Source organism: Flavobacterium sp., assembly GCF_039930565.1.
In the GTDB taxonomy this organism is placed as follows: domain Bacteria; phylum Bacteroidota; class Bacteroidia; order Flavobacteriales; family Flavobacteriaceae; genus Flavobacterium.
This window is the reverse complement of sequence record NZ_JBDTTP010000020.1, coordinates 26,693-53,244: the sequence shown is the minus strand read 5'-3', so window position 1 is coordinate 53,244 and position 26,552 is coordinate 26,693. Positions and strand designations below refer to the sequence as shown.

General features: G+C 33.6%; 25 protein-coding genes and 1 tRNA gene. 23 read left to right on the top strand and 3 right to left on the bottom strand.

Translation table 11 applies throughout. From position 1 onward, the window contains the following. Window positions 1-150: 150 nt before the first annotated feature. The 6 genes from ABI657_RS07395 to ABI657_RS07370 all read left to right on the top strand — a co-directional run bounded on the left by ABI657_RS07395 (window position 151) and on the right by ABI657_RS07370 (window position 3,456). Window positions 151-705, top strand: coding sequence for a hypothetical protein (locus tag ABI657_RS07395; protein ID WP_348096603.1), 555 nt, complete (start codon window positions 151-153; stop codon window positions 703-705). 120 nt (window positions 706-825) lie between these two features. Next, window positions 826-1,299 (top strand): SRPBCC family protein, encoded by a 474-nt coding sequence (locus ABI657_RS07390; protein WP_348096602.1) that lies wholly within the window; start codon window positions 826-828, stop codon window positions 1,297-1,299. Between the two features lie 88 nt (window positions 1,300-1,387). Next, window positions 1,388-1,759 carry a hypothetical protein gene (locus ABI657_RS07385; RefSeq protein WP_348096601.1) on the top strand — a complete coding sequence of 124 codons (372 nt, stop codon included), beginning with the start codon at window positions 1,388-1,390 and terminating at the stop codon, window positions 1,757-1,759. Window positions 1,760-1,834: 75 nt separating this feature from the next. Then, window positions 1,835-2,017 carry a hypothetical protein gene (locus tag ABI657_RS07380; RefSeq protein ID WP_348096600.1) on the top strand — a complete coding sequence of 61 codons (183 nt, stop codon included), beginning with the start codon at window positions 1,835-1,837 and terminating at the stop codon, window positions 2,015-2,017. Window positions 2,018-2,071: 54 nt separating this feature from the next. Then, a complete protein-coding gene (locus tag ABI657_RS07375; protein WP_348096599.1) occupies window positions 2,072-2,641 on the top strand; it encodes a Crp/Fnr family transcriptional regulator in 570 nt (189 codons plus the stop codon). 77 nt (window positions 2,642-2,718) lie between these two features. Further along, window positions 2,719-3,456 carry an SDR family oxidoreductase gene (locus ABI657_RS07370; protein ID WP_348096598.1) on the top strand — a complete coding sequence of 246 codons (738 nt, stop codon included), beginning with the start codon at window positions 2,719-2,721 and terminating at the stop codon, window positions 3,454-3,456. An 88-nt stretch (window positions 3,457-3,544) separates the two neighbouring features. Here the strand turns inward: ABI657_RS07370 and ABI657_RS07365 are convergent, their stop codons facing one another. Continuing rightward, window positions 3,545-4,906 carry a hydroxymethylglutaryl-CoA synthase gene (locus ABI657_RS07365; protein WP_348096597.1) on the bottom strand — a complete coding sequence of 454 codons (1,362 nt, stop codon included), beginning with the start codon at window positions 4,904-4,906 and terminating at the stop codon, window positions 3,545-3,547. Window positions 4,907-5,265: 359 nt separating this feature from the next. Here ABI657_RS07365 and ABI657_RS07360 point away from each other — a divergent pair, with 359 nt between their 5' ends. The 4 genes from ABI657_RS07360 (at window position 5,266) to ABI657_RS07345 (ending at window position 10,281) form a co-directional block, all read left to right on the top strand. Continuing rightward, window positions 5,266-5,934 (top strand): succinate dehydrogenase cytochrome b subunit, encoded by a 669-nt coding sequence (locus ABI657_RS07360; protein WP_348096596.1) that lies wholly within the window; start codon window positions 5,266-5,268, stop codon window positions 5,932-5,934. Window positions 5,935-5,945: 11 nt separating this feature from the next. After that, window positions 5,946-7,946, top strand: coding sequence for a fumarate reductase/succinate dehydrogenase flavoprotein subunit (locus ABI657_RS07355; RefSeq protein WP_348096595.1), 2,001 nt, complete (start codon window positions 5,946-5,948; stop codon window positions 7,944-7,946). Window positions 7,947-8,023: 77 nt separating this feature from the next. Next, the gene (locus ABI657_RS07350; protein ID WP_348096594.1) at window positions 8,024-8,770 is read left to right on the top strand and encodes a succinate dehydrogenase/fumarate reductase iron-sulfur subunit; all 747 of its coding nucleotides are present in this window, start codon (window positions 8,024-8,026) and stop codon (window positions 8,768-8,770) included. 743 nt (window positions 8,771-9,513) lie between these two features. Next, window positions 9,514-10,281, top strand: a complete 768-nt coding sequence (locus tag ABI657_RS07345; protein WP_348096593.1) for an amidohydrolase — start codon at window positions 9,514-9,516, stop codon at window positions 10,279-10,281. Here the strand turns inward: ABI657_RS07345 and ABI657_RS07340 are convergent. Next, window positions 10,278-11,969, bottom strand: coding sequence for an Ig-like domain-containing protein (locus tag ABI657_RS07340; RefSeq protein ID WP_348096592.1), 1,692 nt, complete (start codon window positions 11,967-11,969; stop codon window positions 10,278-10,280). The two genes, ABI657_RS07345 and ABI657_RS07340, sit on opposite strands and share 4 nt — an antisense overlap. Before the next feature lie 308 nt (window positions 11,970-12,277). Here ABI657_RS07340 and ABI657_RS07335 point away from each other — a divergent pair, with 308 nt between their 5' ends. The 5 genes from ABI657_RS07335 (at window position 12,278) to ABI657_RS07315 (ending at window position 16,499) form a co-directional block, all read left to right on the top strand. Beyond that, window positions 12,278-13,153 (top strand): hypothetical protein, encoded by an 876-nt coding sequence (locus ABI657_RS07335; protein WP_348096591.1) that lies wholly within the window; start codon window positions 12,278-12,280, stop codon window positions 13,151-13,153. Further along, the gene (locus ABI657_RS07330) at window positions 13,113-15,467 is read left to right on the top strand and encodes a hypothetical protein (protein WP_348096590.1); all 2,355 of its coding nucleotides are present in this window, start codon (window positions 13,113-13,115) and stop codon (window positions 15,465-15,467) included. Before ABI657_RS07335 ends, ABI657_RS07330 begins: the two co-directional genes overlap by 41 nt. Window positions 15,468-15,493: 26 nt before the next feature. Continuing rightward, a complete protein-coding gene (mce, locus tag ABI657_RS07325) occupies window positions 15,494-15,898 on the top strand; it encodes a methylmalonyl-CoA epimerase (RefSeq protein ID WP_348096589.1) in 405 nt (134 codons plus the stop codon). Between the two features lie 144 nt (window positions 15,899-16,042). Beyond that, window positions 16,043-16,116 (top strand) — tRNA-Ile (locus ABI657_RS07320). 167 nt (window positions 16,117-16,283) lie between these two features. Next, on the top strand, window positions 16,284-16,499 hold the full coding sequence (locus tag ABI657_RS07315) for a hypothetical protein (RefSeq protein WP_348096588.1): 216 nt from the start codon (window positions 16,284-16,286) through the stop codon (window positions 16,497-16,499). Between the two features lie 30 nt (window positions 16,500-16,529). Here the strand turns inward: ABI657_RS07315 and ABI657_RS07310 are convergent, their stop codons facing one another. Next, window positions 16,530-17,120, bottom strand: a complete 591-nt coding sequence (locus ABI657_RS07310; protein WP_348096587.1) for a riboflavin synthase — start codon at window positions 17,118-17,120, stop codon at window positions 16,530-16,532. A gap of 57 nt (window positions 17,121-17,177) precedes the next feature. Here ABI657_RS07310 and pdxA point away from each other — a divergent pair, with 57 nt between their 5' ends. The 8 genes from pdxA to ABI657_RS07270 all read left to right on the top strand — a co-directional run bounded on the left by pdxA (window position 17,178) and on the right by ABI657_RS07270 (window position 26,522). Beyond that, the gene (pdxA, locus tag ABI657_RS07305; RefSeq protein WP_348096586.1) at window positions 17,178-18,227 is read left to right on the top strand and encodes a 4-hydroxythreonine-4-phosphate dehydrogenase PdxA; all 1,050 of its coding nucleotides are present in this window, start codon (window positions 17,178-17,180) and stop codon (window positions 18,225-18,227) included. Window positions 18,228-18,332: 105 nt separating this feature from the next. Further along, window positions 18,333-18,902 (top strand): DUF177 domain-containing protein, encoded by a 570-nt coding sequence (locus ABI657_RS07300; protein ID WP_348096585.1) that lies wholly within the window; start codon window positions 18,333-18,335, stop codon window positions 18,900-18,902. A 9-nt stretch (window positions 18,903-18,911) separates the two neighbouring features. Beyond that, a complete protein-coding gene (gene rpmF / locus ABI657_RS07295) occupies window positions 18,912-19,106 on the top strand; it encodes a 50S ribosomal protein L32 (RefSeq protein WP_031455170.1) in 195 nt (64 codons plus the stop codon). A gap of 173 nt (window positions 19,107-19,279) precedes the next feature. Then, the gene (locus ABI657_RS07290) at window positions 19,280-20,278 is read left to right on the top strand and encodes a beta-ketoacyl-ACP synthase III (RefSeq protein WP_348096584.1); all 999 of its coding nucleotides are present in this window, start codon (window positions 19,280-19,282) and stop codon (window positions 20,276-20,278) included. Between the two features lie 23 nt (window positions 20,279-20,301). Then, on the top strand, window positions 20,302-20,787 hold the full coding sequence (accB, locus tag ABI657_RS07285; RefSeq protein ID WP_348096583.1) for an acetyl-CoA carboxylase biotin carboxyl carrier protein: 486 nt from the start codon (window positions 20,302-20,304) through the stop codon (window positions 20,785-20,787). Window positions 20,788-20,884: 97 nt separating this feature from the next. Further along, entirely contained in the window at window positions 20,885-22,234 is a 1,350-nt protein-coding gene (accC, locus tag ABI657_RS07280; RefSeq protein WP_348096582.1) for an acetyl-CoA carboxylase biotin carboxylase subunit, read from the top strand. Between the two features lie 160 nt (window positions 22,235-22,394). Further along, on the top strand, window positions 22,395-24,227 hold the full coding sequence (locus ABI657_RS07275) for a cytochrome c peroxidase (protein WP_348096581.1): 1,833 nt from the start codon (window positions 22,395-22,397) through the stop codon (window positions 24,225-24,227). Window positions 24,228-24,356: 129 nt separating this feature from the next. Then, window positions 24,357-26,522, top strand: a complete 2,166-nt coding sequence (locus ABI657_RS07270; protein ID WP_348096580.1) for an alkaline phosphatase PhoX — start codon at window positions 24,357-24,359, stop codon at window positions 26,520-26,522. The last annotated feature ends 30 nt before the right edge of the window (window positions 26,523-26,552 follow it).

Here is a 26,552-nt window from a genome sequence, read left to right as displayed (position 1 = left end):
TTTCATAGTTTCTTGTAAAATTACTAATTTTAAGGTTTCGAACACTTATGATTTGTAATCTGTGCCCACACAGTTTGTAACGTCAAACGAATAAAAAAAAATAAAAACCTGTAACCCCAAAACCACAAGTCTTTGCAACAAACTAAAATCATGAAACCAAAAACCATTTGCTTAATTGGCTTGTTCTTTTTTGTTCTAAGTTATATTATGTTTTCCAACAGTGCTGCTTTTGAGTATTTCAAAAAACCGGTTGATTTTGCACATTGGTTCAATTTAATTGGCGCATGTTTGTTGTTGTCATTCAATAATGTGTTTCCAAAAAACAGATTAAATTCGGTTGCTTCTGTTTTAACAGCTTTAGGAGTTGTTGCTCACATTGGTCTTTGCACGATCGATTTTATCATGTGGAGTTATGGAGATAATGAAGCTGCAAGATCCGCCTTGAGCGAACATTTAAGTAATACACCGTCCATTTTGTTTCCGTTTGTTGTTGTTGGACCTTCTTTGCTTTTTGTCGGATTGGCGGTACATGCAGTAAATTTTATCAAAACACATACTATAAGTGCTTTGATGGTAATAGTTGGTGCGCCGTTGGTAGGCTTTTCATTCTTTATATTAAAAAACGGGATTTTAATGTTGTTGAGTTGTCTGGTTTTTTCATTGGGATTGGTATTGCTTCTTCATAGAAAAGAAATAGAAAAGTAATGGTTTGAGATCAATATTTTTTTGCAGTATTCTCAATAGAAATCATATATGAGATTTTGATGTGTAAAATGATTTATTAACTTTATCTCATTGATATAAAATAATTTAAATTATATACAAATGGCATCAGAAATCATTTCAGCAATACCTGATCGTGAAATTATAACCACCAGAATAATAAACGAACCAAGAAATCTTGTTTATGCTGCCTGGTCTGATCCGGATCATTTGAAAAATTGGTGGGGACCAAAAGGATTCACAAATACCTTTACCGAATTTGATCTGAGACCCGGAGGGAAATGGAGTTTTATTATGCACGGACCTGAAAAAGGAAATTATCCTAACGAATGTGAATTTACAAGAATAGAAAAACCAAGTCTCATAGCCTGGAAACGAATTTCAAAACCGCTTTTTCAGGTTGTTGCTTCCTTTGATGAAGTGTCTGAGAATTCGACAAAAGTTGTTTTCAAAATGATTTTCGATACTGCCGAAGAATGTGAAAAATTAAAACCTTTTGTAGTTGATAAAAATGAAGAAAACTTTGATAAACTCGAAATGGAGTTGTCAAAAATGAAAAGAGAATCAAATTCGTAATGGATTAAAATATTTAAAGCGTATTTGTAAACATACCTGAACAATAAAAAGTATTTTTGACTCCTGAAATTCTGCAAACATATTATAATTGAATAAATATCTAAAATGCCTTCTTTCTCTCTTTCTGGTTTTTGCCCTGATTGCGAATGATGGTACTTTAGATTCTCAGGCAAAATCAGCAGATTATTACCAATCTTCCTATGTAATTCTTAGACGGGAATTAGATTTTAAGAATTCCCGGGTATATGTTTTAGGTCAATTTACTTCCCGCGTACAAACTACGTTTTCAATTCCTTTACTTTCACTGGGAATTTCAGTTATTTGTGGTTTTCAAATTCGGCTTATTTTAAAATTGCGAACACTTCTTTATCAACATATCAATTCATTTATAAGACAATCTGTTTTTGTAAATGAACTCCTTACTTCAAACAATTTATATAAAAGTTTATACAAAGCTTAGAAATTTCTTCTCTAAGTATTTATGCGCATCACGCATAAGATGATTCAATAATGTATAATCATTAATCATTTACAAATGTATAAACACAAAAACAAAACACGTTTGGAGAAATCCAGACGACCACTTCTTTGGATAAAAAGAAAACTGATTCTAATCATAACAGCCTTTATGCTCGGAATGTCAAACGGAATGAATATGGAAGACCGAACGATTAAAGGAAATCATTTTCAAACAGAACAACAGGATAAAAAGGATTGATTATTTTTTGCCAAATGACAAATCACGTAAAAATAACTTTGATTAACTTGCAGCATGAAAGCATTTATAGATTATACTTTGCAGTTTGGCAATTTGAACCAACAGCAAATTGACTTAATTACAAAAAAGGCAGTCGAACTCCAACTTCCAAAAGATGAATATTTTTCGGAAGCAGGAAAAGTTGCGCAGCAGGTCGGTTTTGTATTGGAAGGTATCATACGAGTTTGTTATTACAACAACAAAGGCGAAGAAATTACCAAATATTTCATCGAAGAAAATAATCTGGTCGTAGATTTAGAGAGTTTTGACAATGAAATTTCTTCCAATTCGTATGTGCAGGCGATTACCGATTGCAAACTTCTGGTTTTTTCTAAAAAAGACTGGACAGAACTTTTGGATATTATTATTCCGTGGCAGGCAATTGTAAGTAAAATTATTTCAAGAGCATTAAGACAAAAAGTAGAAAGAAGAAGTCCTTTGGTTTCTGAAGATGCAACAACGCGCTACTTGATGTTTTTGAAAATTTATCCCAATCTAGTCAATCGTATTCCGCTTTCCTATATCGCTTCGTATTTAGGTATGACACAATCTTCGTTGAGCAGAATTAGAAAAAACATTCGATAAATTGCTTTTTGCCAAATGGCAAATGATTTCATATTTAAACGAATCACCTTTGTATGATTAATTTAAAACAGTAAAAAATGAAATCAGTATTGATAACAGGAGCCAATAGAAGTATAGGTTTGGAAGTCGTAAAACAGCTTTCGAAAAAAGGATTGTTTGTTTATTTAGGAAGCCGTGATCTTGAGAAAGGTAAGGCAGTAGTAAAAGAATTAAACGAAAATGGTTTTGAAAATATTCAGGCTATTGAAATTGATGTTACAAATCCGAGTTCAATCTTAGCAGCAAAAAATATTGTTGAAAGCGAAAAGGGCAAATTAGATATTTTGATAAACAATGCGGGAATCCTCGGAACAAATCCACAACTTGCATCAAATACTTCTATTGAAGACATTCAAAAAGTATTTGATACGAATTTTTTTGGAGTAATAAGTGTTACGCAGGTGTTTTTGGAATTGCTTAAAAAATCTGAGAAACCAAGGATTAGTAATATTACTTCGGGACTTGGTTCGCTAACATTACACAGTGATCCAAGCTGGAAATATTATGATATTAAAACAGCAAGTTACGGAACATCAAAAGCAGCTTTGAACGCTTACACAATTGCATTGGCGTATGAGTTAAAAGAATTGCCTTTTAAAGTAAATGTGATTGATCCGGGTTATACAGCTACAGATTTTAATCACCATAACGGACCGGGAACAGTTGAAAGTGCAGGAAGTTTCATAGTGAAACATACTTTAACAGATGAAAACGGACCTACAGGAAAATTTTTCAGTAATGATATTGAAGATGAAACTGAAGAAAGTCCATGGTAAAAAAAATGATTGGATAAAGCAGATTTTCGAATTCATTTACGGTAATAAAATGCAAAACCCGAAACTAAATTGTTTCGGGTTTTGTTATTTAATCAATCCATTTATAATAGCGTGCGCCAATTAAATTAGGAATCTCTTTTTCAATTCTATCTAAAACCCATTCGTTTTTAGGAGTTCGAACGCTCTGTTTTTGTTCTTTTTTGTGAAGGCTTTCATAAGTTTCAAAATCAATTTCTGTGCTTTGTTCCAGATTTTTGAAAAGTTTGGTCTGGTTTAAAACAGATTGCCATTCCGGTTGAATTGTTCCTTCAAAAACTTTCGATTTAGAACCGCTTCCGTAAGCCAGGAATCCGAATTTAGTTCCGGAAACTTCTTGCTTTGTATCATAATAATGAGCCAAAGTCGATAATAATCCCATGAAAATGGAACCTGTATATAAGTTTCCTATTAAAGAAGAAGCCAATTCTGCAGGCTGTAATTTCTCTGTTACAAACTTTCTGTATTCATCAGATTTTCCAACTTCCTTGATTTTGTTCTGATAATCTGCCGGCTCGATAGTGTCGGAAATGATTTTATCAGCATGATCTAAAGCGTAGATTTCAGATAACATTCGTCGCCCCTGAAAAGAATAGGGAAGGTGCATGATGATGCTGTTCCAGGTATTGTATAAAGTTTCGGTCGTATTTTTTAATTTCTTGAATGAAAAGTAAGCAGAACGTGTACGATCCATATAACATTGATTGGAATACTGACCATCAAAAACCGGCTGGTCTTTATGGATTTCGATTTCGGCTTCTAAATTATCAAACCACGGATCATTGCTGCTGTTTTGTGTAATTGCTTCTTTTGAAATAGTTCTGTACGGTTTAAAAAAGTCAAAAACACCTTTTGTGCTCGTTGCCCAATTGTCATCAAAAGCAATAATTCTTGGATTTGAAGTTACCAGCATTGCCAAAGCTCCTGCGCCTTGTGTGTATTCTCCGGTTGAATTTAAATCGTATTTGGCAAAATCAGTCGTAACGACAATTGCTTTTTTGGATGGATGGAGTTTTACAAAATCAATACAGTTCTGCAAAGCATCAACTCCGCCGATACAGGCAAAAGTAAAATCGACAACATCGCATTCGGAAAGTGAATCTTCGCCAAATTTTTGCTCCATTAAACTGATTAAGAAAGAACTGATGGGTTTCGAACTATCGATACCGCTTTCAGTTCCAACATAAATGCGGCTAATTTCATTTAGGTTTATTTGATTCTCAATTATTAATTTGGTTAAGGCATTCGCTCCAAAAACAACAGCATCCTGATGAACGTCCGGCAAAGTCATTTTAATTAAACCGAGTCCTTTTTCTAATTTTTCCGGTTCGATATTTCTGGCGAGAGCCAAAGTTTTAATGGGTAAGTGTATGTTGGCTACATCAAAGGAGATAGCATCAATTCCTGTTTTCATTCTTGAAATTTTAAGCTGATAAAGGTAAAATTATGTTTGTGAGATGACAACTTTTTGATCTCATAATATTGGAGTATTAAGACACTTTTGACGATAATAAGTCAAAAGATTGCTTAAAATCATAATTTAGCAAACTTTTGTTATTTTTTTGCGGGTTGTATATTTTCTTAAATAAACCCCATAATTATACTTTTGAAAATTTTTATAATAAATTAATGTGTTATTTGTTTTTTTTATACGTAAAAGTACGTATACGTATTCTATTTTAAAATGATTATAAATAACAACGAAATGGTTGTAGTTGATGTCTAATTGCTTTATTTTTGTCTAATTTTTTAAAACAAACTACTTAAACACTTATGGCACAATCTGCACAGTTGAATGCTTCCATCTTAAAGAAAGTGGCAATGGCTCTTTCGGGAATATTCTTAATCACGTTTTTAGCGCTGCATGTTTCCTTAAATTTTATTTCTATTATTAGTGAAGACGTTTTTAACGAGGCTTCTCACTTTATGGGTTACAATCCGCTTATACAATATGTAATGCAACCCGTTTTGGCGATCGGAGTAATTTTCCATTTTATTATGGGATTTGTACTGACTATCCAAAACAGAGCTGCAAGGCCAATTCCGTATGCAAATTACAACGGAGCAGCAAATGCTTCCTGGAGTTCCAGAAATATGATTATTTCCGGATTGGTTATTTTAGCTTTCCTTGGATTGCATTTTTATGATTTTTGGTTCCCGGAAATTGATTATAAATATGTAGTAGGAGCTACGCCTGATGCTACAAGATATTATGGCGAGTTAGTTCATAAGTTCCATGATCCGATCCGTACAGGATTATACTGCATTTCTTTTGTGCTTTTAGGATTTCACCTTTGGCACGGATTCGGTTCATCTCTTCAATCTATGGGGATGCACAATAAATATTCGCGATTCTTAAGTAAAGTGGGTTATGGGTTTGCGGTTGTAGTACCTGCAGTTTTTGTAATTATCGCTTTAGTTCATCATTTCATCAATAATTAATATCAATTATAATGGCATTAGATTCAAAAATTCCACATGGCCCAATATCGGACAAATGGACAGATTATAAAGATCATATTAATTTAGTAAACCCTGCAAACAAACGTAATTTAGATATTATTATAGTGGGTACAGGTTTGGCTGGAGGTTCAGCTGCGGCAACTTTGGCTGAATTGGGTTATAACGTAAAAGCATTTTGTTTTCAGGATTCACCTCGTCGTGCGCACTCAATTGCGGCACAAGGTGGTATCAATGCAGCAAAAAATTATAAAGGGGATGGTGACTCGGTTTACAGATTGTTCTACGATACTGTAAAAGGAGGTGACTACCGTGCCCGTGAAGCAAACGTTCACCGTTTGGCTGAAGTTTCTGCTAATATTATTGACCAGTGTGTGGCTCAAGGGGTGCCATTGGCTCGTGAATACGGAGGACTATTAGATAACCGTTCTTTTGGAGGAACTTTAGTTTCCCGTACTTTTTATGCACAAGGACAAACCGGACAACAATTATTGTTAGGAGCTTATTCTGCAATGAACCGTCAGATTGGTCGTGGAAAAATAAAAATGTACAACCGTCACGAAATGCTCGATTTAGTAATCGTTGACGGAAAAGCGAGAGGTATTATCGCTCGTAACCTGATCACAGGAGAAATTGAAAGACATTCTGCTCACGCCGTAGTTATTGGTTCAGGAGGATACGGAAACGTATTTTTCCTGTCAACAAACGCGATGGGAAGTAACGCTACAGCAGCCTGGAAAATACATAAAAAAGGAGCATTTTTCGCCAATCCTTGTTACACACAAATTCACCCAACCTGTATTCCGGTTTCAGGAGATCACCAGTCAAAACTGACTTTGATGTCTGAATCGTTACGTAATGACGGTCGTATCTGGGTGCCTGCAAAATTGGAAGATGCAAAAGCAATCCGTGAAGGAAGTAAAAAAGCAACTGATTTATCTGAAGCGGAAAGAGATTATTTCCTTGAAAGAAGATATCCTGCTTTTGGTAACTTGGTACCTCGTGATGTTGCGTCGCGTGCTGCGAAAGAAAGATGTGATGCCGGTTTTGGAGTTAACAAAACAGGGGAAGCAGTTTACCTTGATTTTGCTGCCGCAATCGAACGTTACGGAAAAGAAGCAGCTTTTGTAAAAGGCTTAGATGCTAATGACAAAGCTTTAGTAACTAAATTAGGAGCTGAAATTGTAAAAAGTAAATACGGAAACTTGTTCCAAATGTATTACAAAATCGTTGATGAAGATCCATATACTTCGCCAATGATGATTTATCCTGCGGTTCACTACACAATGGGAGGAACCTGGGTTGATTATAATTTAATGACTACAATCCCTGGTTGTTTTTCAATTGGAGAATCTAATTTCTCTGATCACGGAGCCAACAGGCTTGGAGCTTCTGCTTTGATGCAAGGTTTGGCTGACGGATATTTCGTATTGCCTTACACTATCGGAGATTATTTGGCTCCGGATATTAAAATGGGAGAAATTTCTACAGATTTACCTGAGTTCGTAGCAGCAGAGAAAGAAGTGAAAGATCAAATCGACAGATTTATCAATAATAACGGAACACATTCTGTAGATTATTTCCATAAGAAATTAGGAAAAATTATGTGGGATAAAGTAGGTATGGCTCGTAATGAAAAAGGTTTGAATGAAGCTATCGTTGAAATTGCTGCTTTACGTGAAGAGTTTTACAGAGACGTAAAAGTTCCTGGAACTGCTAACGGATTCAACCAGGAATTGGAAAAAGCGACACGTGTTGCCGATTTCCTTGAGTTAGGAGAATTGTTTGCGAAAGATGCTTTACACCGTAACGAATCTTGTGGAGGTCACTTCCGTGAAGAATACCAAACTGAAGAAGGTGAAGCACTTCGTGATGATGAAAACTTTGCCTACGTAGCAGCCTGGGAATACAAAGGAAAACCAAGTGATGCCGTATTACACAAAGAGCCTCTGATTTACGAAAACATCAAATTAGTACAGCGTAGTTACAAATAGCAATTAGTCAAAAGACAAAAGCCTCAAAGTCAAATGACTTTCGACTTTCGACTTTATGACTTTCAAACTAAAAAAGTATGAAACTTACATTAAAAATATGGCGTCAGAAAAACGCCCAGGATAAAGGAGCAATTGTTGATTATCCAATTGACGGAATTGAACCGGATATGTCTTTCCTTGAAATGCTGGATGTTCTTAACGAACAATTAATCAACAAAGGAGAAGAGCCGGTAGCATTTGATCACGATTGCCGTGAAGGAATCTGCGGAATGTGTTCTTTATTTATCAATGGAGAAGCACACGGACCAGACAGAGGAGTTACTACCTGCCAGTTACACATGCGTATGTTTAAAGATGGTGATACGATTTTTATCGAGCCATTCAGAGCAAAAGCTTTCCCGGTAATTAAAGATTTAGTTGTTGACAGAAGTTCTTTCGACAGAATTCAACATGCTGGAGGATTTATCTCGGTAAATACTTCCGGAAATACAATTGATGCCAATACAATTCCGATTAATAAGGATGATGCAGATAAGTCATTTGATGCTGCTGCCTGTATTGGTTGTGGAGCTTGTGTAGCCACTTGTAAAAACTCATCGGCAATGTTGTTCGTTGGTGCAAAAGTATCTCAATATGCTTTGTTGCCACAAGGAAAAATTGAAGCTACAGAACGTGTATTAAACATGGTTCACCAAATGGATTTAGAAGGTTTTGGTAACTGTACCAATACCGGAGCTTGTGAAGTAGAATGTCCTAAAGGAATTTCTCTTGAAAATATCGCACGTATGAACCGTGAGTATTTGTCTGCAAGTTTAAAAGGATAACTAAAATAAAACTTAGTTTATAGAAAAACGCATTCATTAATTTGAATGCGTTTTTGTTTTTGGTCCGATATAATTCTAACAAAAGTCTCTGCTCTATTAAATCCAATTTCAGTTAACTATTGGATGTTTTAAATCTCATTCTCCACATTAAGACATTCTTTAAATATCAGTGCAATTATTTAATTTATAGCTAATCTTATTTGCAATAAAATATTTTATAATAGGAAAACATAAAACATTAACAGACATAAAAGCGCAGTCGACTTTAGTTGGATCTTGGCTCGTCTTCAACGGTTATTCAAGACAATTTAATTTCTTGGTTTTTTGGTTATTCTGTAAGGCTATATTGAACTCTGAAACTGTATAAATATACTTGTTCACTTTTGGTTATGATGATTTTAAGCAGTAATATTTATTTAGATGTCTCATTTTTTTTAATGAAGTTGATTGATTTTGACCAATAAACAATATTTCAATAGTACTCTTTTTTGAAGCTGCTTTTTTGTTAATAGCACATTCAAAAATATGTGCCGTTTAAGTTCTTTCTGCTGAACTTGTTTTTTTTAAACAACTTTTATCTGTCCAAAAAGCAATTCAGAAATCTAAAATACATAATCAATTTTGTTGGTTTAGAAATATTTTCATTAAAGCCACATTTTATTCAAATTAGCCTTTAGTACAAATATGATATGTATTTTAGATAAAACTAGTCTTCTTTTTTATCTTTATATAAATTTACAGAAATGAAAATAGCACTTATTCAATCCAATCTTTATTGGCAAGATATTTCTAAGAACAGAAATCAGTTGGGATCTAAAATATCTCAGATCAATTCAGAAGTTAACCTTATAATTCTTCCTGAAATGTTTTCTACGGGATTTACCATGAATGCTAAAGAAATGTCTGAAACCATGCAGGGCGAAACTGTTCTTTGGATGCAGGCTTTGGCTAAAAATAAAAATTGTGCAGTTGCGGGAAGCTTAATTATTTCGGAGAATAAAGAATATTATAATCGCTTTCTATTTGTTTTCCCTTCAGGAAAGATTCAGTTTTATGATAAAAAACATTTGTTTACCCTGGCAGGAGAAGATAAAGTGTATACAGCCGGGAAAAACAAACAAATTGTTGAATATTTAGGATGGAGAATCTGCCTGCAAATTTGTTATGACTTACGTTTTCCGGTATTTGCCCGAAATGTCGAAAATTATGACTTGCTTTTGTATGTTGCCAACTGGCCAACTGTGCGCATAAATGCCTGGAATATACTGCTTAAAGCCCGCGCTGTCGAAAACCTTAGTTATACAATTGGAGTAAACAGAATTGGTAATGATGCGAATAATCTTGAATATAATGGCTGCTCGCAAGTGATTGATTTTCTTGGGAATCCAATTTTGGAACCACAGGAAAATGAAGGCGTTTTTATAGTTGAATTAGATAAAAATGCAATGTTGAAAACCCGAAAAAGATTAAATTTCCTGAATGACAGGGATGTGTTTGAAATGCAAAATTAAAAAGCAGTTTTCTTTCTTTTTTGTTCGTCTTTAGTCTTCTTTTCATCTTCTTTCTTTTCAAGTTCCGGATTATACGGGATGCTCAAATCAAAAGTTTCTTCCCAGTCCCAATTGGCACGTACATCGACTACTTTTTGCGAATAATTGACTTCTTCTGCATATCGCTTTTCCAAATAACTTCCAGGGTCGTAGATTTTGTTTTTATTGTCGTCATAAATAACCCGTACAGTAAAAACATTTGGTTCCAAAAGATTGAATTCAATGTTGGTATTTCCTTCAGAATATTCACTGGCGATGACAACATCTCCTTTTTTATTCGTTAATTCTACTATAATAGGGAAACGTTTTACATTAAGTAAATTCAATTTGAGATTAGCATATTCCTCAAGTTCTTTTGTGCTTAACTTATATGAAAGAGTATCATTAGACTTTTCATAAAAGTCGGTCAATGCACCTGGAAAAAATGTAAAGTTATATTTTTCTGAAGGTTCTCTTTTAAAATCCACATATAATTTCTGTTCGAATTCATTATATTCGGTAGTAAAATCTACATCAACAGAATCTTTATTGATTAATTTTATTTTTGATTTGTCAAATTTTATTAATGGTGTAGTACTTTCTAAAGTAAAGCGGTCTCTAAAATGTAGTATTCCGTTTTGTAATGCGGTTACATTCAGCGTGTCTTTTTTCTGGTTTTTAATTTTAAGAGTAAACTTTTTATTATAGTTTTCCTTACTGATTTCCACAGATAAGGAATCTGCCTTTAATGGTTTGTACCAAATCTGTAAAGAATCTTTTTTTGGAAATTGCGTTACTATAGTTTCTAGAACTTCTGTATTGTTTTTAATGACAATTTTAGGTTTTGAATCCTTAAAATTTTGTTTTCCATCATAGGGAAGCAATAATCGGTTTCCGGATGCTAAAATAGGTTTGAAGACTTTCAACGGAAGTCTTTCCTTAAATAGCGCTACTTCAAATACAGTGTCATTTGGGATTGTAATAGGATGTTTTATAAATCCGATCTTATCATCGTGAGGATTGAATTTATTATTATTGCCTTTGTCTTTTAAAGCCACCAGCATATATTTTCCTGCTTTTAAATTTTCTAATCGAAATGAAGTCAGACTGTCCAGAGTATTGGTAATATATCGTGGGTTTTCTTTATAAATAACAGAATCCTTAAAAGTATCATTTACTTCATATAACATCACTGACACAAAATTATCAGCTGTTTTATTATAAGAATCCTTAATTCTGCCTTCAAGTGCAAGAGAATCGATGTAGGAACCGGTAGAAAAAATATATTTGAACTGGTTGTATGGATTTCCTTCATTGTTATCGGTAATACTTTGTCCGAAATTAAAGCTATAGGTTGTATTGGGCTGCAGAGTGTCAAGAATTTTGATGTTGATAAACTTACTTGCATTTGAAGGTGTAATAATAGGCTGATTTTTCATTGGAGGAGAAATAATCAACTGTTTGTTGGCATTTTTTAGTTTTACATATTCATCAAATGTCAATATGATTTCGTCTGCTTTAAAATTGGTACTGAAATTTTCCGGAGAACTCGATCTTAATACAGGAGCCAGCGTATCTTTTAAACCTCCGGTTATATTGCCTCGTTTGGCACAACTTATCATTAAAAATACCAGAAATAAAAAAATATATTTGAAGTTGTTTTTCAACATAACGATTCATGAATTTATTGCACAAAATAACAATTATATTTGCTTTAATTGAAATTTTTTATCGTTTAATTGGGTTTTATAATTGTTTCCTTTTTTTAATATAAATAAAAAAGAAAATCCGAACAAATTTACAGGCGTGATATAATTTCTTACATTTGAAGATAATTTAATTTTTCTGCGTTTTGAAAAAAAATGTCTTTCTGGTGTTACTAATTTTTTTGCTGGTTTCGTGCAGTAAAAAGAATGAACCCATAATTTCATTTTACTATTGGAAAACCATTTTCAAGTTATCTCCAACAGAGAAGGGTATGCTGCAAGATAATAATGTGAGGAAACTTTATATTCGTTATTTTGATGTTGGTCTTTCTCCTCAAACCCATGAAGCAATTCCCATTACACCAATTCGTTTTCAGGAAAAAGGGCAGGATTTTGATATTGTTCCTGTAATTTTTATACAGAATAAAGTTATGCTTAAATCCGGGATTAATCTGGAAGAGCTGGCTCAAAAAACCGTTCGCCTTGTTGAAGAAATTAATGCTAAAAATAAAATTTTCTGCCGGCAAATTCAGATTGACTGCGACTGGACGCTTGTGAGCAAAGACAATTATTTAAAATTTATTGAGTTATTTAAGAAAATTTCACATACAAAAATCTCCGCCACCATACGTTTACATCAGGTAAAATATTTTAAGAAAACCAAAATACCAAATGTTGATACAGGAGTTTTAATGTATTATAATATGGGAACAATTGCAGCAGATTCGCTAAATTCTGTTTATGACAGAAAGGTGGCAAAAAAATACCTGAAAAGCCTGAAAAAGTATCCGTTACATTTGGATTTTGCATTGCCAGTTTACTCCTGGGCGGTTCATATTCGAAATCAAAAAGTTATTGGTTTGCGATCTAAACTAAATGTTAGTGCGCTTAAAGAGGATAAAAATTTTGAACAAACAGGTGTTTTTTTTAAAGTCAGGCATTCTAATTATAAGAATGGTATATTTTATGAAGAGAATGATGTATTGAAAATAGAAGCTGTTTCTTCAGAAGATTTAAAAGAAATGGCGGATGACTTAAATGATAACAGCCCGCAAAAACCAAACGAAATTATTTTTTACGATTTAGATGAATTCAATATAAAAAACTATGAAAAAAATATTTTTAAAGAAGTTGTTTCTTATTTCTAGTGCTTCTTTCCTTTTTATTTATGGAATAATTTATGCCTGCGGAGGCGGTGATGAATGGGATTATTTTAGTTATAAATCCAATTTTACGCCAGAGACTTTCGTCGACGAATCTTATTCGCCTCTTTTTTTGTCGGGTGATATTTTTTACAAAATTGGTTTTGATACTCAGCATAATTCAAGATTCAATCAGGACATTAAATATGATTGGACTGAGTATCTGAAAACAAAAGCCGATACGGCAACAGTACGTTATTTTTTAATTGGAGATGTAACTGCACGATACTATTCAGATGAAAAAAAAGTGGCACAGAATCAAGTAGAAATCACACAGCTTCATACTTTTTTCAAAACAAAAAAAGCAAATCCCGCTTCCTTGAAATGGGGTAAAAAAATTAATTTAAAAGATGCTAAAACGAAGAGTTTTATTGAGTTTTTGTATTTGGCACAAAAGATAGAAACGGTTTCCATCAATACGGATTACTGGAGTTATGACCCTGTTGTGGCTAAAACTTTTGATGATTTGAAAATGATCCAGTCTATCGAAAATGTATACAATACTACAGTAGATCCATTCCTGAAAAACAGGTATTGGTTTTTAACCGTAAAGGCCTATTTTTATAGCAGCGATAAACAAAAAGCGATTGCGTTTTTTAATAAAACAGAAAAAAATGTCCCTAAAAACGGCTTGTATTACAGGGCTTTGGCGTATGTGGCAGGAATTCATTATAAAGAAAAAGAATATGCAGTCGCTAATTATTTGTATGCTTTAGTTTTTGATAAATTTCCTGAAATGCGTATTGTTACGGCCTATAGTTTTCATCCAAAAAATGAATCCGACTGGAATAAATCTTTAGCAATGGCTAAAAATAATCAAGAAAAAGCGGCGCTTTGGGCCATTCACGGATTTTACAAAGACGAAATTCAGGCGATTGAAAAAATTTATGACCTGAATCCAAAAAGCGAACATCTGGATTATTTGCTGACCCGGTTAATTAACAAACAGGAAGAAGGTATTGATGACTCTTTTAAATCTTCAGTAGATAATCAGCCTGCAAAAAATCAGACGGTAACAGAAAATAAATCTCAGAATAAAAATAAAGTTGATGCAAAAGCTTTTGATCTGGTGGCTAAAATAGCTTCTGCTCAAAATACCACTCAGCCGTATTTATGGGATATTGCTCTGGGCTATTTGCAAATTTTAAAAACGGATTATGCACAAGCCGACATCAATTTTAACAAGGCTGAAAAGACAATGCCCAAAACCGAACTTTCAGTTTATCAATTGCGTCTGTTGCGATTTGTAAACGATATGAGTAAAATTGACAAGCTTACTTCAAAAAACGAAAAAACAATTTTAGCTGATTTGAACTGGCTGTATCAGGAACTTCCAAAAACGTATAAAGGAGATGAATTCCGTTATCAAAACGCTTCAGCGTGGAGCAGGAATTATTTAGCGACTCTTTACAGGGAACAATCCGATCCTGTTATGGCAGAATTGTTTGGGAATTCAACAGATTATTATTGGGGAGATGGAAATTCTTTTTATGATAATGAAAAAAATTTATTGGGTATGAAAGCCTTTTTGAAAAAATCTGATAAATCTGAAATAGAGAAAATTGGTGCTGGAATTTATCAGTTGAAATTGCAGGAAATTAATTATTTCCAGGCCATTAAGGCGACTTTCAAAAATAAAATTCCGGAAGCCATAGCGTTTTTAAAAGAAACCGATTCGGTTCAGTATACAGCGTTTTTGGGAAATCCATTTAATGGAAATATCAAAGATTGCCATGATTGCGAACATGCCGCGTATCAAAAAAAGAAATATTCATTTCTGGATTTTTTGACGACAATAAAAACAATGCAGGATAAAGCAGCACAAAAGGAAGATATTTATACCAATAACTTACTGCTTGGAAATGCGTTTTACAATATTTCGCATTTTGGAAACGGCAGGGTTTTTTATGAAATGCATATTGTAGGGTACGGTTCAAGCCCATATTCCTTTAGAGATGCAATGGAGGAAATGATAACCAATTGCGATTTGCCGAAAATGTATTATCAAAAAGCATTTGAAGCCGCAGCCACAAAAGAGCAAAAGGCAAAATGTTTGTATTTAATGTCAAAATGTGAACGGAATCAATATTATAATGATAAGTACAAAACAACAAATAGTGTTTGGGAAGTTCAGGATGATAATATAAATTTTATGGCATGGAATGGTTTTAAAGCTTTGAAGAAAGACTATTCGGATACCCAATATTATCAGGAGGTACTTACTGAATGTGGTTATTTTAATACTTACAACAATCAATAATTTGAAAATAATAAATAAAATAAAGTATGGTTAATAAAATTGAGCATATCGGAATTGCAGTCAAAAATATTGACGACGCTAATGTTTTATTCGAAAAATTACTGGGAGTTCCTGCTTATAAATCAGAAACGGTAGAAAGCGAGGGAGTTGTAACTTCTTTTTTTCAGACAGGAATTAATAAAATTGAACTTTTAATGGCGACAAATCCAGATAGTCCAATTGCAAAATTTTTAGAAAAAAAAGGAGAGGGAATTCATCATATTGCTTTTGATGTTGAAGATATAATGGCAGAAATAGTCCGCTTAAAAAATGAAGGTTTTGTGTTAATCAATGAGCAGCCAAAAAAAGGTGCAGACAATAAATTGGTGGTTTTTTTGCATCCAAAAAACACAAATGGCGTTTTAGTAGAGCTTTGTCAGGAAATTAAATAAAAATATTTTTTTAAGTTATTAAATAATCCATTGAAAATCAATCCTGTTTTGAAAGGGAAAGGCTTCTTTTTAAATTAAATAAAAATCAAGCCTAAAAATATTTGCAGTGAATAAAAAATAGTAGTAATATTGCATCCTCAAACCGGTCCTATAGCTCAGCTGGTTAGAGCACCTGACTCATAATCAGGTGGTCCCTGGTTCGAGCCCAGGTGGGACCACAATCAAAGCTTCATAATTATTTATGAAGCTTTTTTTTATTTTAATATTGTTTATTAAGGAAAATTTATAAATTTGCATATGTATATATAAATGAACAGTATGTTGATTTTTTTATAAAACAAATATTAGGTTATAATAACTCTGAATTACAGATAATTACATTGGTATGAAGAAAATAATAAACAAGTTTTTAATAGTAGTTTTGTTTTTGTTTGGTGCGGTATTAAACTTACAGGCTGGTCCAGGAGAGCCGGGGGGAGGACCTCCTGACCCGAATGCTGTACCTATTGATGATAATTTAATAGTTCTTTTGGTTTTAGGTTTCTTATTCGGTATAAGAGTAATTTATAAAAGCAGATTAAAAACAAAAGCTTCAGTATAACTGAAGCTTTTGTTTTTAATCCTTGTCTCTCTATTTGTTTATTGAATAAAGCCTGGCAATATATTTTCCGACTACATCAAATTCGAGATTGATTTTTGTACCCAGTTGAAAATTTTTGAAATTTGTATTTTCATAAGTGTAAGGTATAATTGAAACACTAAATTCATTTGCTTTTGAATTAACAACCGTAAGACTTACTCCATTAACAGTTATTGAACCTTTTTCTATAGTGATATTGTTGAGGTTATGATCATATTCAAATGTATAATTCCAGCTCCCGTTTGCTTCTTCAATCTTAGTACAGGTTCCAGTTTGATCTACATGGCCTTGTACGATATGTCCGTCAAGTCGATCACCCAGTTTCATCCCTCTTTCAAGATTAATGATGTCGTTTATTTTCCAGCTTCCAATATTTGTTTTTAAAATGGTTTCGTCAATCGCTGTTACAGTATAAAAAGAATTTTTTATTGCAACAACAGTCAGACATATTCCATTGTGTGAAACGCTTTGGTCTATTTTTAATTCATTTGTAATAGAAGAATCGACAGTTATATGAAGATTATTTTGGTCTTTTTGTATTTCGTGAATCCTTCCAAGGGTTTCTATAATTCCTGTAAACATTGTTGTTTTATTTTACTAAATTTGCACATCAAAATTAGTAATAAATAACCTGAGGTCATGAATAAAAAAGCAGAAAATATAATTGTTGGAATTTCAATAGGAGATTTAAACGGTATTGGAAGCGAAGTTATACTTAAAACATTCGAAGATTCTCGTATGTTGGAATTATGTACGCCGGTTATTTTTGCAAATGCCAAGGTTCTTTCTTTTGTTAAAAAAAGCTTTACCTCAACAATTCAGTTTCATGGAATTGACAAATTAGATCAGATTGTAACTGGAAAAGTAAATGTTTATAATCTTTGGAAAGAAGGTGTTGATATTAACTTGGGTACAAACGATGAGAAAATAGGTGAATATGCGATAAAATCATTTGTAGCAGCAACCAAAGCCTTAAAAGAAGATTTAATTGATGTTTTGGTAACGGCTCCAATAAATAAATATAATATCCAGTCAGAAGAATTTAAATTTCCGGGGCATACAGATTATTTAAATCAGGAGTTGGAAGGAAATGCTCTCATGATGATGGTTCAGGACAATTTAAGAATTGGTTTACTAACAGATCATATTCCGTTAAATGAAGTTTCTTCCTATTTGACGGAAGAATTAATTACAAGAAAGATTGAAACAATCAGAAAATCTTTGATTCAGGATTTTAGTATTGTGAAACCAAAAATTGCTGTATTGAGTTTAAATCCTCATGCTGGAGATGGAGGAGTAATTGGAAAAGAAGACGATTTGATTTTAAAGCCCGTTCTGAAAAAGATATTTGAAAAAGGGACCATGGTGTTTGGACCATTTCCTGCTGATGGTTTTTTTGGAAGCGGTCAATATGAAAAATATGATGCAATTGTGGCAACCTATCACGATCAGGGATTGATTCCTTTTAAAACATTATCATTTGGAAATGGAGTAAATTACACTGCAGGTCTGAATAAAGTCAGAACGTCACCAGACCATGGTACAGCTTTCGATATTGCCGGAAAAGATATGGCAGATTGCAACTCATTTAAAGAGGCAGTTTATCTGGCTATTGATATTTATCGCTCGCGCTATCAATACGAGGAGATTAATGAAAAACCCCTTAAAATAAAAGAAAAACAGTTATAAACAAAAAAAGGTCAATAAGATTATTAGTTTTATAATAATTTTATATCTTTGCACCCCAATTCAGGTATCTGGTTTTAGAGATGAATTGGTCAAATTGATGTTGAGATGAGCAAAACAAGAGAATTTTTAATTCCTTTCGTGGGATTAAAGTTAGGAAAACACCATTTTGAGTATCAGATAAATAAAGAGTTCTTTGAGAACTTTGATTATGAAGAGTTTCAAAATTCGGATATCAAAGTAAATTTAGTTTTAGAAAAAGGAAGCAACCTGTTAGAGTTGAATTTCAAACACAAAGGAACAGTAAATGTGCCTTGTGATTTGACCAGTGAAGATTTTGATTTGCCCCTAAAAGGGAAAATGAAACTCATTGTTCGTTTTGGAGATGAATTCAATAATGATAATGAAGAATTGCTGATCCTGCCGCATGGAGAATTTGAATTAGATGTATCACAATATATTTATGAGATGATTGCACTTTCGGTTCCGCTAAAACGTGTTCATCCAGGAGTTAAAGATGGTAGTCTGCAAACAGAAGCCTTAATTAAGCTGAATGAACTGAAAGTTAAAGATCCGAGCGATAGCCAACAGGCGAAGCAAATTAAAGAAGAGAGTAAACAAGAAGAAGATATTGACCCGCGTTGGGACAAATTAAAAAAACTATTAACGGATAAATAATATAGTAAAATGGCACATCCTAAGAGAAAAATCTCGAAAACAAGAAGAGATAAGAGAAGAACACATTATAAAGCTACAGTAGCTCAAATCGCTACATGTCCTATTACTGGAGAAGCGCATTTATACCACAGAGCTTACTGGCATGAAGGTAAAATGTATTACAGAGGGCAAGTTGTTATCGATAAATCTGAAGCGGTTGCTTAATACATTTTTTTAAATGATATGAGAACTCTCACTATGTGAGAGTTTTTTTTGTTGGATATAACTTTTCGTTTTAAGGAAATTTACCACAATACGTTTAAATTATTTTTTGTAATTTTCAAGTCTTTTAAAATTTTTACAAATACGCTGTATTTGTAAATAAATAATAGAATATAATGAATACAATCACAGCCGCAATTACCGCTGTTGGAGCTTATGTTCCTGACTTCGTGCTTTCGAACAAAGTGTTAGAAACAATGGTCGATACGAATGATGAATGGATTACTACCCGTACCGGAATTAAAGAAAGAAGAATTCTTAAAGATGCTGATAAAGGAACATCGTTTCTTGCCATAAAAGCGGCTCAGGATTTAATAGCAAAAGCAAATATTGATCCCTTAGAGATCGATATGATAATAATGGCAACAGCTACAGCAGATATGCCAGTAGCAGCAACAGGAGTTTATGTTGCAACAGAAATTGGAGCAACAAATGCATTTGCCTATGACTTACAGGCAGCCTGTTCCAGTTTTTTATACGGAATGTCAACTGCAGCCGCATACATACAGTCAGGCAGATACAAAAAAGTATTGTTGATTGGTGCTGATAAAATGTCATCAATTGTAGATTATACTGACAGATCAACTTGTATCATTTTTGGTGATGGAGCGGGAGCCGTTTTGTTCGAACCAAATTATGAAGGTTTAGGTTTACAGGATGAATATTTAAGAAGCGATGGTGTAGGGCGCGATTTTCTAAAAATTCCTGCTGGAGGTTCTCTAATACCAACTACAGAAGAGACCGTTAAAAACAGGCAGCACAATATTATGCAGGACGGTAAAACCGTTTTTAAATATGCGGTAACCAATATGGCTGATGCAAGCGAATTAATTGTAAAAAGGAATAATCTGACTAATGAAGATGTCAACTGGTTAGTGCCTCATCAGGCAAACAAACGTATTATTGATGCAACTGCAAGCAGAATGAATCTTGATGATTCAAAAGTATTAATGAATATTGAAAAATATGGCAATACAACATCAGCTACATTGCCATTAGTAATAAACGACTTTGAGCATTTATTCAAAAAAGGAGATAATATTATTTTTGCCGCTTTTGGTGGAGGATTCACTTGGGGATCTATTTATCTGAAATGGGCTTACGATACAAAATAAATTAAAACTAAAAACGAATCATTATGGATTTAAAAGAAATTCAAAACCTAATCAAATTTGTAGCAAATTCGGGAGTTGCAGAAGTAAAGTTAGAAATGGATGATGTAAAAATCACCATCAGAACAACTTTAGAAGGAAATACTACTGAAACCACTTATGTACAGCAATTGCCTGCACAGGCACAACTTGCACAAGCAGTTACTCCACAAACTGCTCCAGCTGTTGTAAACGTAACCAGCGAAGCATCTGTTCCGGCAGAAGATTCAAAATATATTACTATAAAATCTCCAATTATTGGAACTTTTTATAGAAAACCATCTCCAGACAAACCAATGTTTACTGAAGTTGGAAGTGTTATTTCAAAAGGTGATGTTCTTTGTGTAATTGAAGCGATGAAATTATTCAACGAAATCGAATCAGAAGTTTCAGGAAAAATTGTAAAAATTCTTGTTGACGATATGTCTCCTGTAGAATTTGACCAGCCATTATTCCTGGTAGATCCATCTTAATTTTAGATCATTAGATTCTTATATTTTAGAACTTTCGGAAGTATCTAAAATCTAATTATCCAATAATCAAATTGTCTAATTATCTAATTTAAAGAAGATGTTTAAAAAAATATTAATTGCAAATAGAGGAGAAATTGCACTTCGTGTAATTCGTACATGTAAGGAAATGGGAATCAAAACTGTAGCAGTTTACTCTACAGCTGATGCAGAAAGTTTACATGTTAAATTTGCTGATGAAGCGGTTTGTATTGGTCCGCCTCCCAGTAACTTATCGTATTTGAAAATGTCAAATATAATTGCTGCTGCAGAAATTACAAATGCAGACGCAATACATCCGGGATACGGTTTTCTTTCTGAGAATGCTAAATTCTCTAAAATTTGTCAGGAACACGGAATCAAATTTATTGGTGCCGCCCCTGAAATGATTGATAAAATGGGAGATAAAGCTTCTGCTAAAGCTACAATGAAAGCTGCAGGGGTTCCATGTGTACCAGGTTCTGACGGATTATTAGAATCTTTTGAACAAACACAACAATTAGCCAAAGAATTTGGTTACCCGGTGATGCTTAAAGCTACTGCCGGTGGTGGTGGAAAAGGAATGCGTGCTGTGTGGAAAGAAGAAGAGCTTTTAAAAGCTTGGGAAAGTGCACGCCAGGAAGCTGCTGCGGCCTTTGGAAATGACGGTATGTATATGGAGAAACTTATTGAAGAACCACGTCATATTGAAATTCAGGTTGTGGGAGATTCATACGGAAAAGCATGTCACCTTTCTGAAAGAGATTGTTCCGTTCAACGTCGTCACCAAAAATTAACAGAAGAAACTCCTTCACCTTTCATGACAGATGAATTGCGTACTGCAATGGGAGAAGCTGCTGTAAAAGCTGCTGAATATATTAAATATGAAGGTGCAGGAACAGTAGAATTTTTGGTTGACAAACACAGGAATTTCTATTTCATGGAAATGAATACCCGTATTCAGGTAGAGCACCCAATTACAGAACAGGTTATTGATTATGATTTGATCCGCGAACAGATTATGGTAGCTGCCGGAATTCCAATTTCAGGAAAAAATTATTTGCCGGAACTACACGCTATAGAATGCCGTATTAATGCCGAAGATCCTTATAATGATTTTCGTCCTTCGCCAGGAAAAATTACTACGCTTCACATGCCAGGAGGACATGGAGTTCGTTTAGATACTCACGTTTATTCAGGGTATACAATCCCGCCAAATTACGATTCAATGATTGCCAAGTTAATTACTACAGCGCAATCTCGTGAAGAAGCAATCAGCAAAATGCGCAGGGCTTTGGATGAATTTGTCATTGAAGGTGTAAAAACTACAATACCTTTCCATAGACAATTAATGGATGATCCAAGATATATTGCAGGAGATTACACTACTGCATTTATGGACACTTTTAAGATGAAGCCAATAGAAGAATAAAGAACTAAAACCTCATTGAAAAATGAGGTTTTTTTATGCCTTGAAAGTTAACCTTAGATTTTAATCCGTAATGATTTTTTAACCATGAGCTACTGATTATTTAATCCAAATTTAAAATTGGAGCAGCTTAAAGAAGATACTTTTGCACATAAAAAAAATCATGAAATCTTGTTTTTTACTTGTTGTTGCTCTTTTTATAGGTTTTGTAATAATGTCTTTTAATCCTGCCGAAGAAGAATATATAGCTACAAATACTGCAATTAATCAGGGATTAAAAAATTTTAATGATAAATTATCGGTTTTAAAATCTGATGTGCATCTCTTTCAGAAGAATAAAATTTCAATAGGAGATTTACAATTATCATTCAAAGAAACCAGAAATTCCTATAAGGAAATAGAATTTTACATTGCTTATCATTATCCTGAATTTTCTAAAACACATCTTAATGCTGCACCATTATTTCATATAGAAGGTACAGGAACAGCCTCGAATACATTGCCTCCAGAAGGGTTACAGGTGCTGGATGAACTTATTTTCTCAGATGAAATTCGCGAACAGCAGGATAAAATTGTTGAAATCACGGATTTTCTCTACAACAGCTACACTGATTTTTATCTGAGTTCAATAAAGAATGGTATTTTGGAGGGAAATAATAAAACGTTACCGCTACGAATACAACTAATTAGGATTTATACAATGGGTGTTACAGGTTTTGATGCGCCCGGATCATTAAATGTTTTTGAAGAAGCTTCACATGCCTTAACGGGAATTGACAAGTACATTAAAAATGATGATTACTTTAAAAAATTTGATACTCAAAAAGCCGAAACCCTATTGTCCGGAAGTATAGTTTATCTTTCTAAAAACAAAAACTTTGAAACTTTTGACCGAATAGAGTTTTATAAAAAACACCTTCAGCCTTTATATGAAGAGCTGGGGAACTGGGATAAAAACCCGGATGACTTAAAACAAATTTCAGGATGGAACATTAATAACAAAAACTTTTTTAATGATGATTTCCTGGATCCTTATTTTTATACACTTTTAAAACCTTCTGAAGACAATGCTGAATTAAGATCTTTAGGGAAAGAGATTTTCTATGATCAAAGTTTAAGCAATAGTGCTAAAATGAGTTGCGCCTCCTGCCATTTACCCGAGAATGCTTTTACCGATTTAAAAACGAAATCATTAAGTAATGTAGAAGGCAAAACGGTTTTAAGAAATTCACCTTCCTTATACAATGCTGTTTTTGCTAAAAGGTTCTTCTATGATATGCGTGCTTATTATTTGGAACAGCAGGTAGAACATGTAATTTATAATGAACAGGAATTTAACACCAGTTATGAAAGTATCATCAAAAAGCTGAAAACAAATCCTGAATATAAAAAAGCTTTCAAAAAGGCCTTTAAAAATGGAGATGTTACCAAACAAAATTTCTCTAAAGCACTAAGTTCTTATGTCGCTTCCTTATATTCTTTCAATAGTGATTTTGACAAATTTATGAGAAACGAAAAAGAAATTTCTGAAGATGCCAAAAAAGGTTTTAATCTTTTTATGGGAAAAGCGGCCTGCGCAACCTGTCATTTTGCTCCACATTTTTCAGGATTAGTACCTCCGTTTTTTAATGAAAATGAATCTGAAGTTTTAGGAGTAACAAAGCATCCATTGCAAATAACTCCTGTTGAAATAGATGACGATAAAGGGAGAATAAACAGCAACGTGCAAAAAGAAAAATCATGGATTTATGAAAATTCTTTTAAAACAATGACAGTACGAAATGCAGCGCTTACCAAACCATATTTTCATAATGGCGCCTTTACAACTTTAGAAGAAGTCATCGCCTTTTATAACGAAGGCGGAGCTGAAGGAATGGGTTTAGAAATTAAGAACCAAACCTTATCACCCGATAAACTTAATCTTGATCAAAAGGAAATAAAACAGCTTGTTGCTTTTATTAATTCTTTGACAGATGTGAGTAAAGCGCAATATTAACCTAAGCTTAAGGGGTTAACATTAAGTTTAAGATTTGCTAATTTGCCAACATGTTTATTTAAATTAGGCTTAATACAAAGTCGGTAATAGAAAAATAACTTCGCATAGTATAACAAAACATACTATACCGTGAAAAAAAATTTACTTTCAATTGCAGCTCTTTTATTAATCACAAATTCAGCAATTCAGGCTCAGACTACAGTTTTTGATAAAGCTTCATCATGGAGCTATGATGACAAAGGTGCACAGTTAGCCGATCAATGGAAAAATCCAGGTTTTGATATTTCTGCATGGGCTTCAGGAAACGGACCATTAGGATATGGAGATCCTGTGACAACAACTATTACTAAGCCTTTAAATACGGCTTATTTTACTAAAGATTTTACTGTTAATTTATCCGATCTTACTGCCACTATGGAATTGGGAGTAATGAGAGATGACGGAATTATAGTTTTTTTGAATGGGGTAGAGGTAGTAAGAGATAATATGCCGGCAGGCGCTATTGACTATAATACACTTTCAAGTACAACAATTGACGCAGCGTTTGAAAGTATTTACAATGTTTTCTCTATTCCGAAAGCAAATTTTGTTCAGGGAGTTAACAGAATTTCGATTGAACTGCATAACAGAGGAGCAAGCAGTTCTGATTTAAGAATGGATGCTTATCTTAAAAACACAGTTCCACCAGTAGTTATACCCCCGGATACTTCTTGCAATGACGGAAATCATATCAGCTGTTTTACTTCTATTGTTCCTACAGCACAGACTCCAAAATTGATTATTCCAACACAGCATAAATATCAAATGATTCTTAAAGAAGGTGATAGTTATACTGACGGAGGAGGATTCGTTGGAGGTCAGAATGATTTTACCGGTTATGTAGCCAAAAAAACAAATGGTGTGTCCAGCAGTACAGATGGTTATCTTTCAGTAAATCATGAAACAAATCCTGGTGGCGTTACAATAGCAGAAATTAATTATGATGCTGCAACAAAACTTTGGGGACTAACAAAATCAAGAGCAGTAGATTTTTCAGGAACAAGTTTGGTGCAAACCATCAGAAACTGTTCTGGTGGAGTTACACCATGGGGAACCATAGTTACCGCAGAGGAATCTGTAACAGGTAATGATATAAATGGTGATGGTTACAAAGATTATGGCTGGTTAGTTGAAATTGATCCGGCAACTGCAGAGGTTAGTTCTAAAAATACCAATGGAACCAAAGGAAAGCTTTGGCAAATGGGAATCATGAATCACGAAAACGTAGTGATTAATGATGCTGGAACAATAGCTTATTATGGTGAAGACGGAGGAACTCATATGGTTTATAAATTTATGATGGATACTCCAAATGACCTTTCTTCAGGAAACCTGTATGTTTTAAAATTGGATCAGGGTATAACCAACGGTAATCCTGTAGGCACAACAGCAACTTGGATTCAGGTTCCTAATAAAACACAGGCGGATCAAAATAACACAACTTCTTTGGCGGAATCTTTAGGAGGTACTAAATTCAACGGAATAGAAGATGTAGAAATAAGCCCGTTAGACAGTAAAGTATACTTTACAGCAAAAGGATTAAACAAAGTATATCGTTTAAAAGATAATGGAACAACAGCTTCAGAAGTAGAAGTTTTTGTAGGTGGATTGTCAACAGTATATTCTTTTGATACGGCAGAAGGAGTTAAATCTGAAACATGGGGAGACGGAAATGATAACTTGACTTTTGATGAGTTAGGAAATCTTTGGGTGCTTCAGGATGGTGGAAAAAATTATATTTGGGTAGTAGCGCCAGATCATACTCAGGCAAATCCTAAAGTAAAGCTTTTTGCTTCTATGCCAGCTGGTTCAGAACCTACCGGACTTACTTTTACACCGGATCATAAATTTGGATTCTTTTCTATTCAGCATCCGGATTCAGGAATTTCAACAGATGTTGATGCTACAGGAAATACGATTAACTACAAAGGAAAATCAGCAACGATAGTTATAGCGCTTAAACAAAATTTAGGTATAAATGGTTCTTTAGGTACTATTGATATTCCAACACAAAATGATGTTATTGTATCGCCTAATCCTACTTCTGGAATTGTACAGATAAATTCAGAAAATCTTAGCAATCTTGAAGTTACTGCTTACAATATGTTAGGGCAGATTGTTTATAAAAAGAGCTTTTCAGAAACAAGTTCAATTATGGAAATAGATTTAGCATCACAGCTTCAATTTTCAAACATGCTGATTTTAAATATAGAAGCGGATGGTTTTCAAAAAACTGTAAAACTTCTAAAAAAATAATAAACGAATTTAAATTTTAGCAGCCGGAAT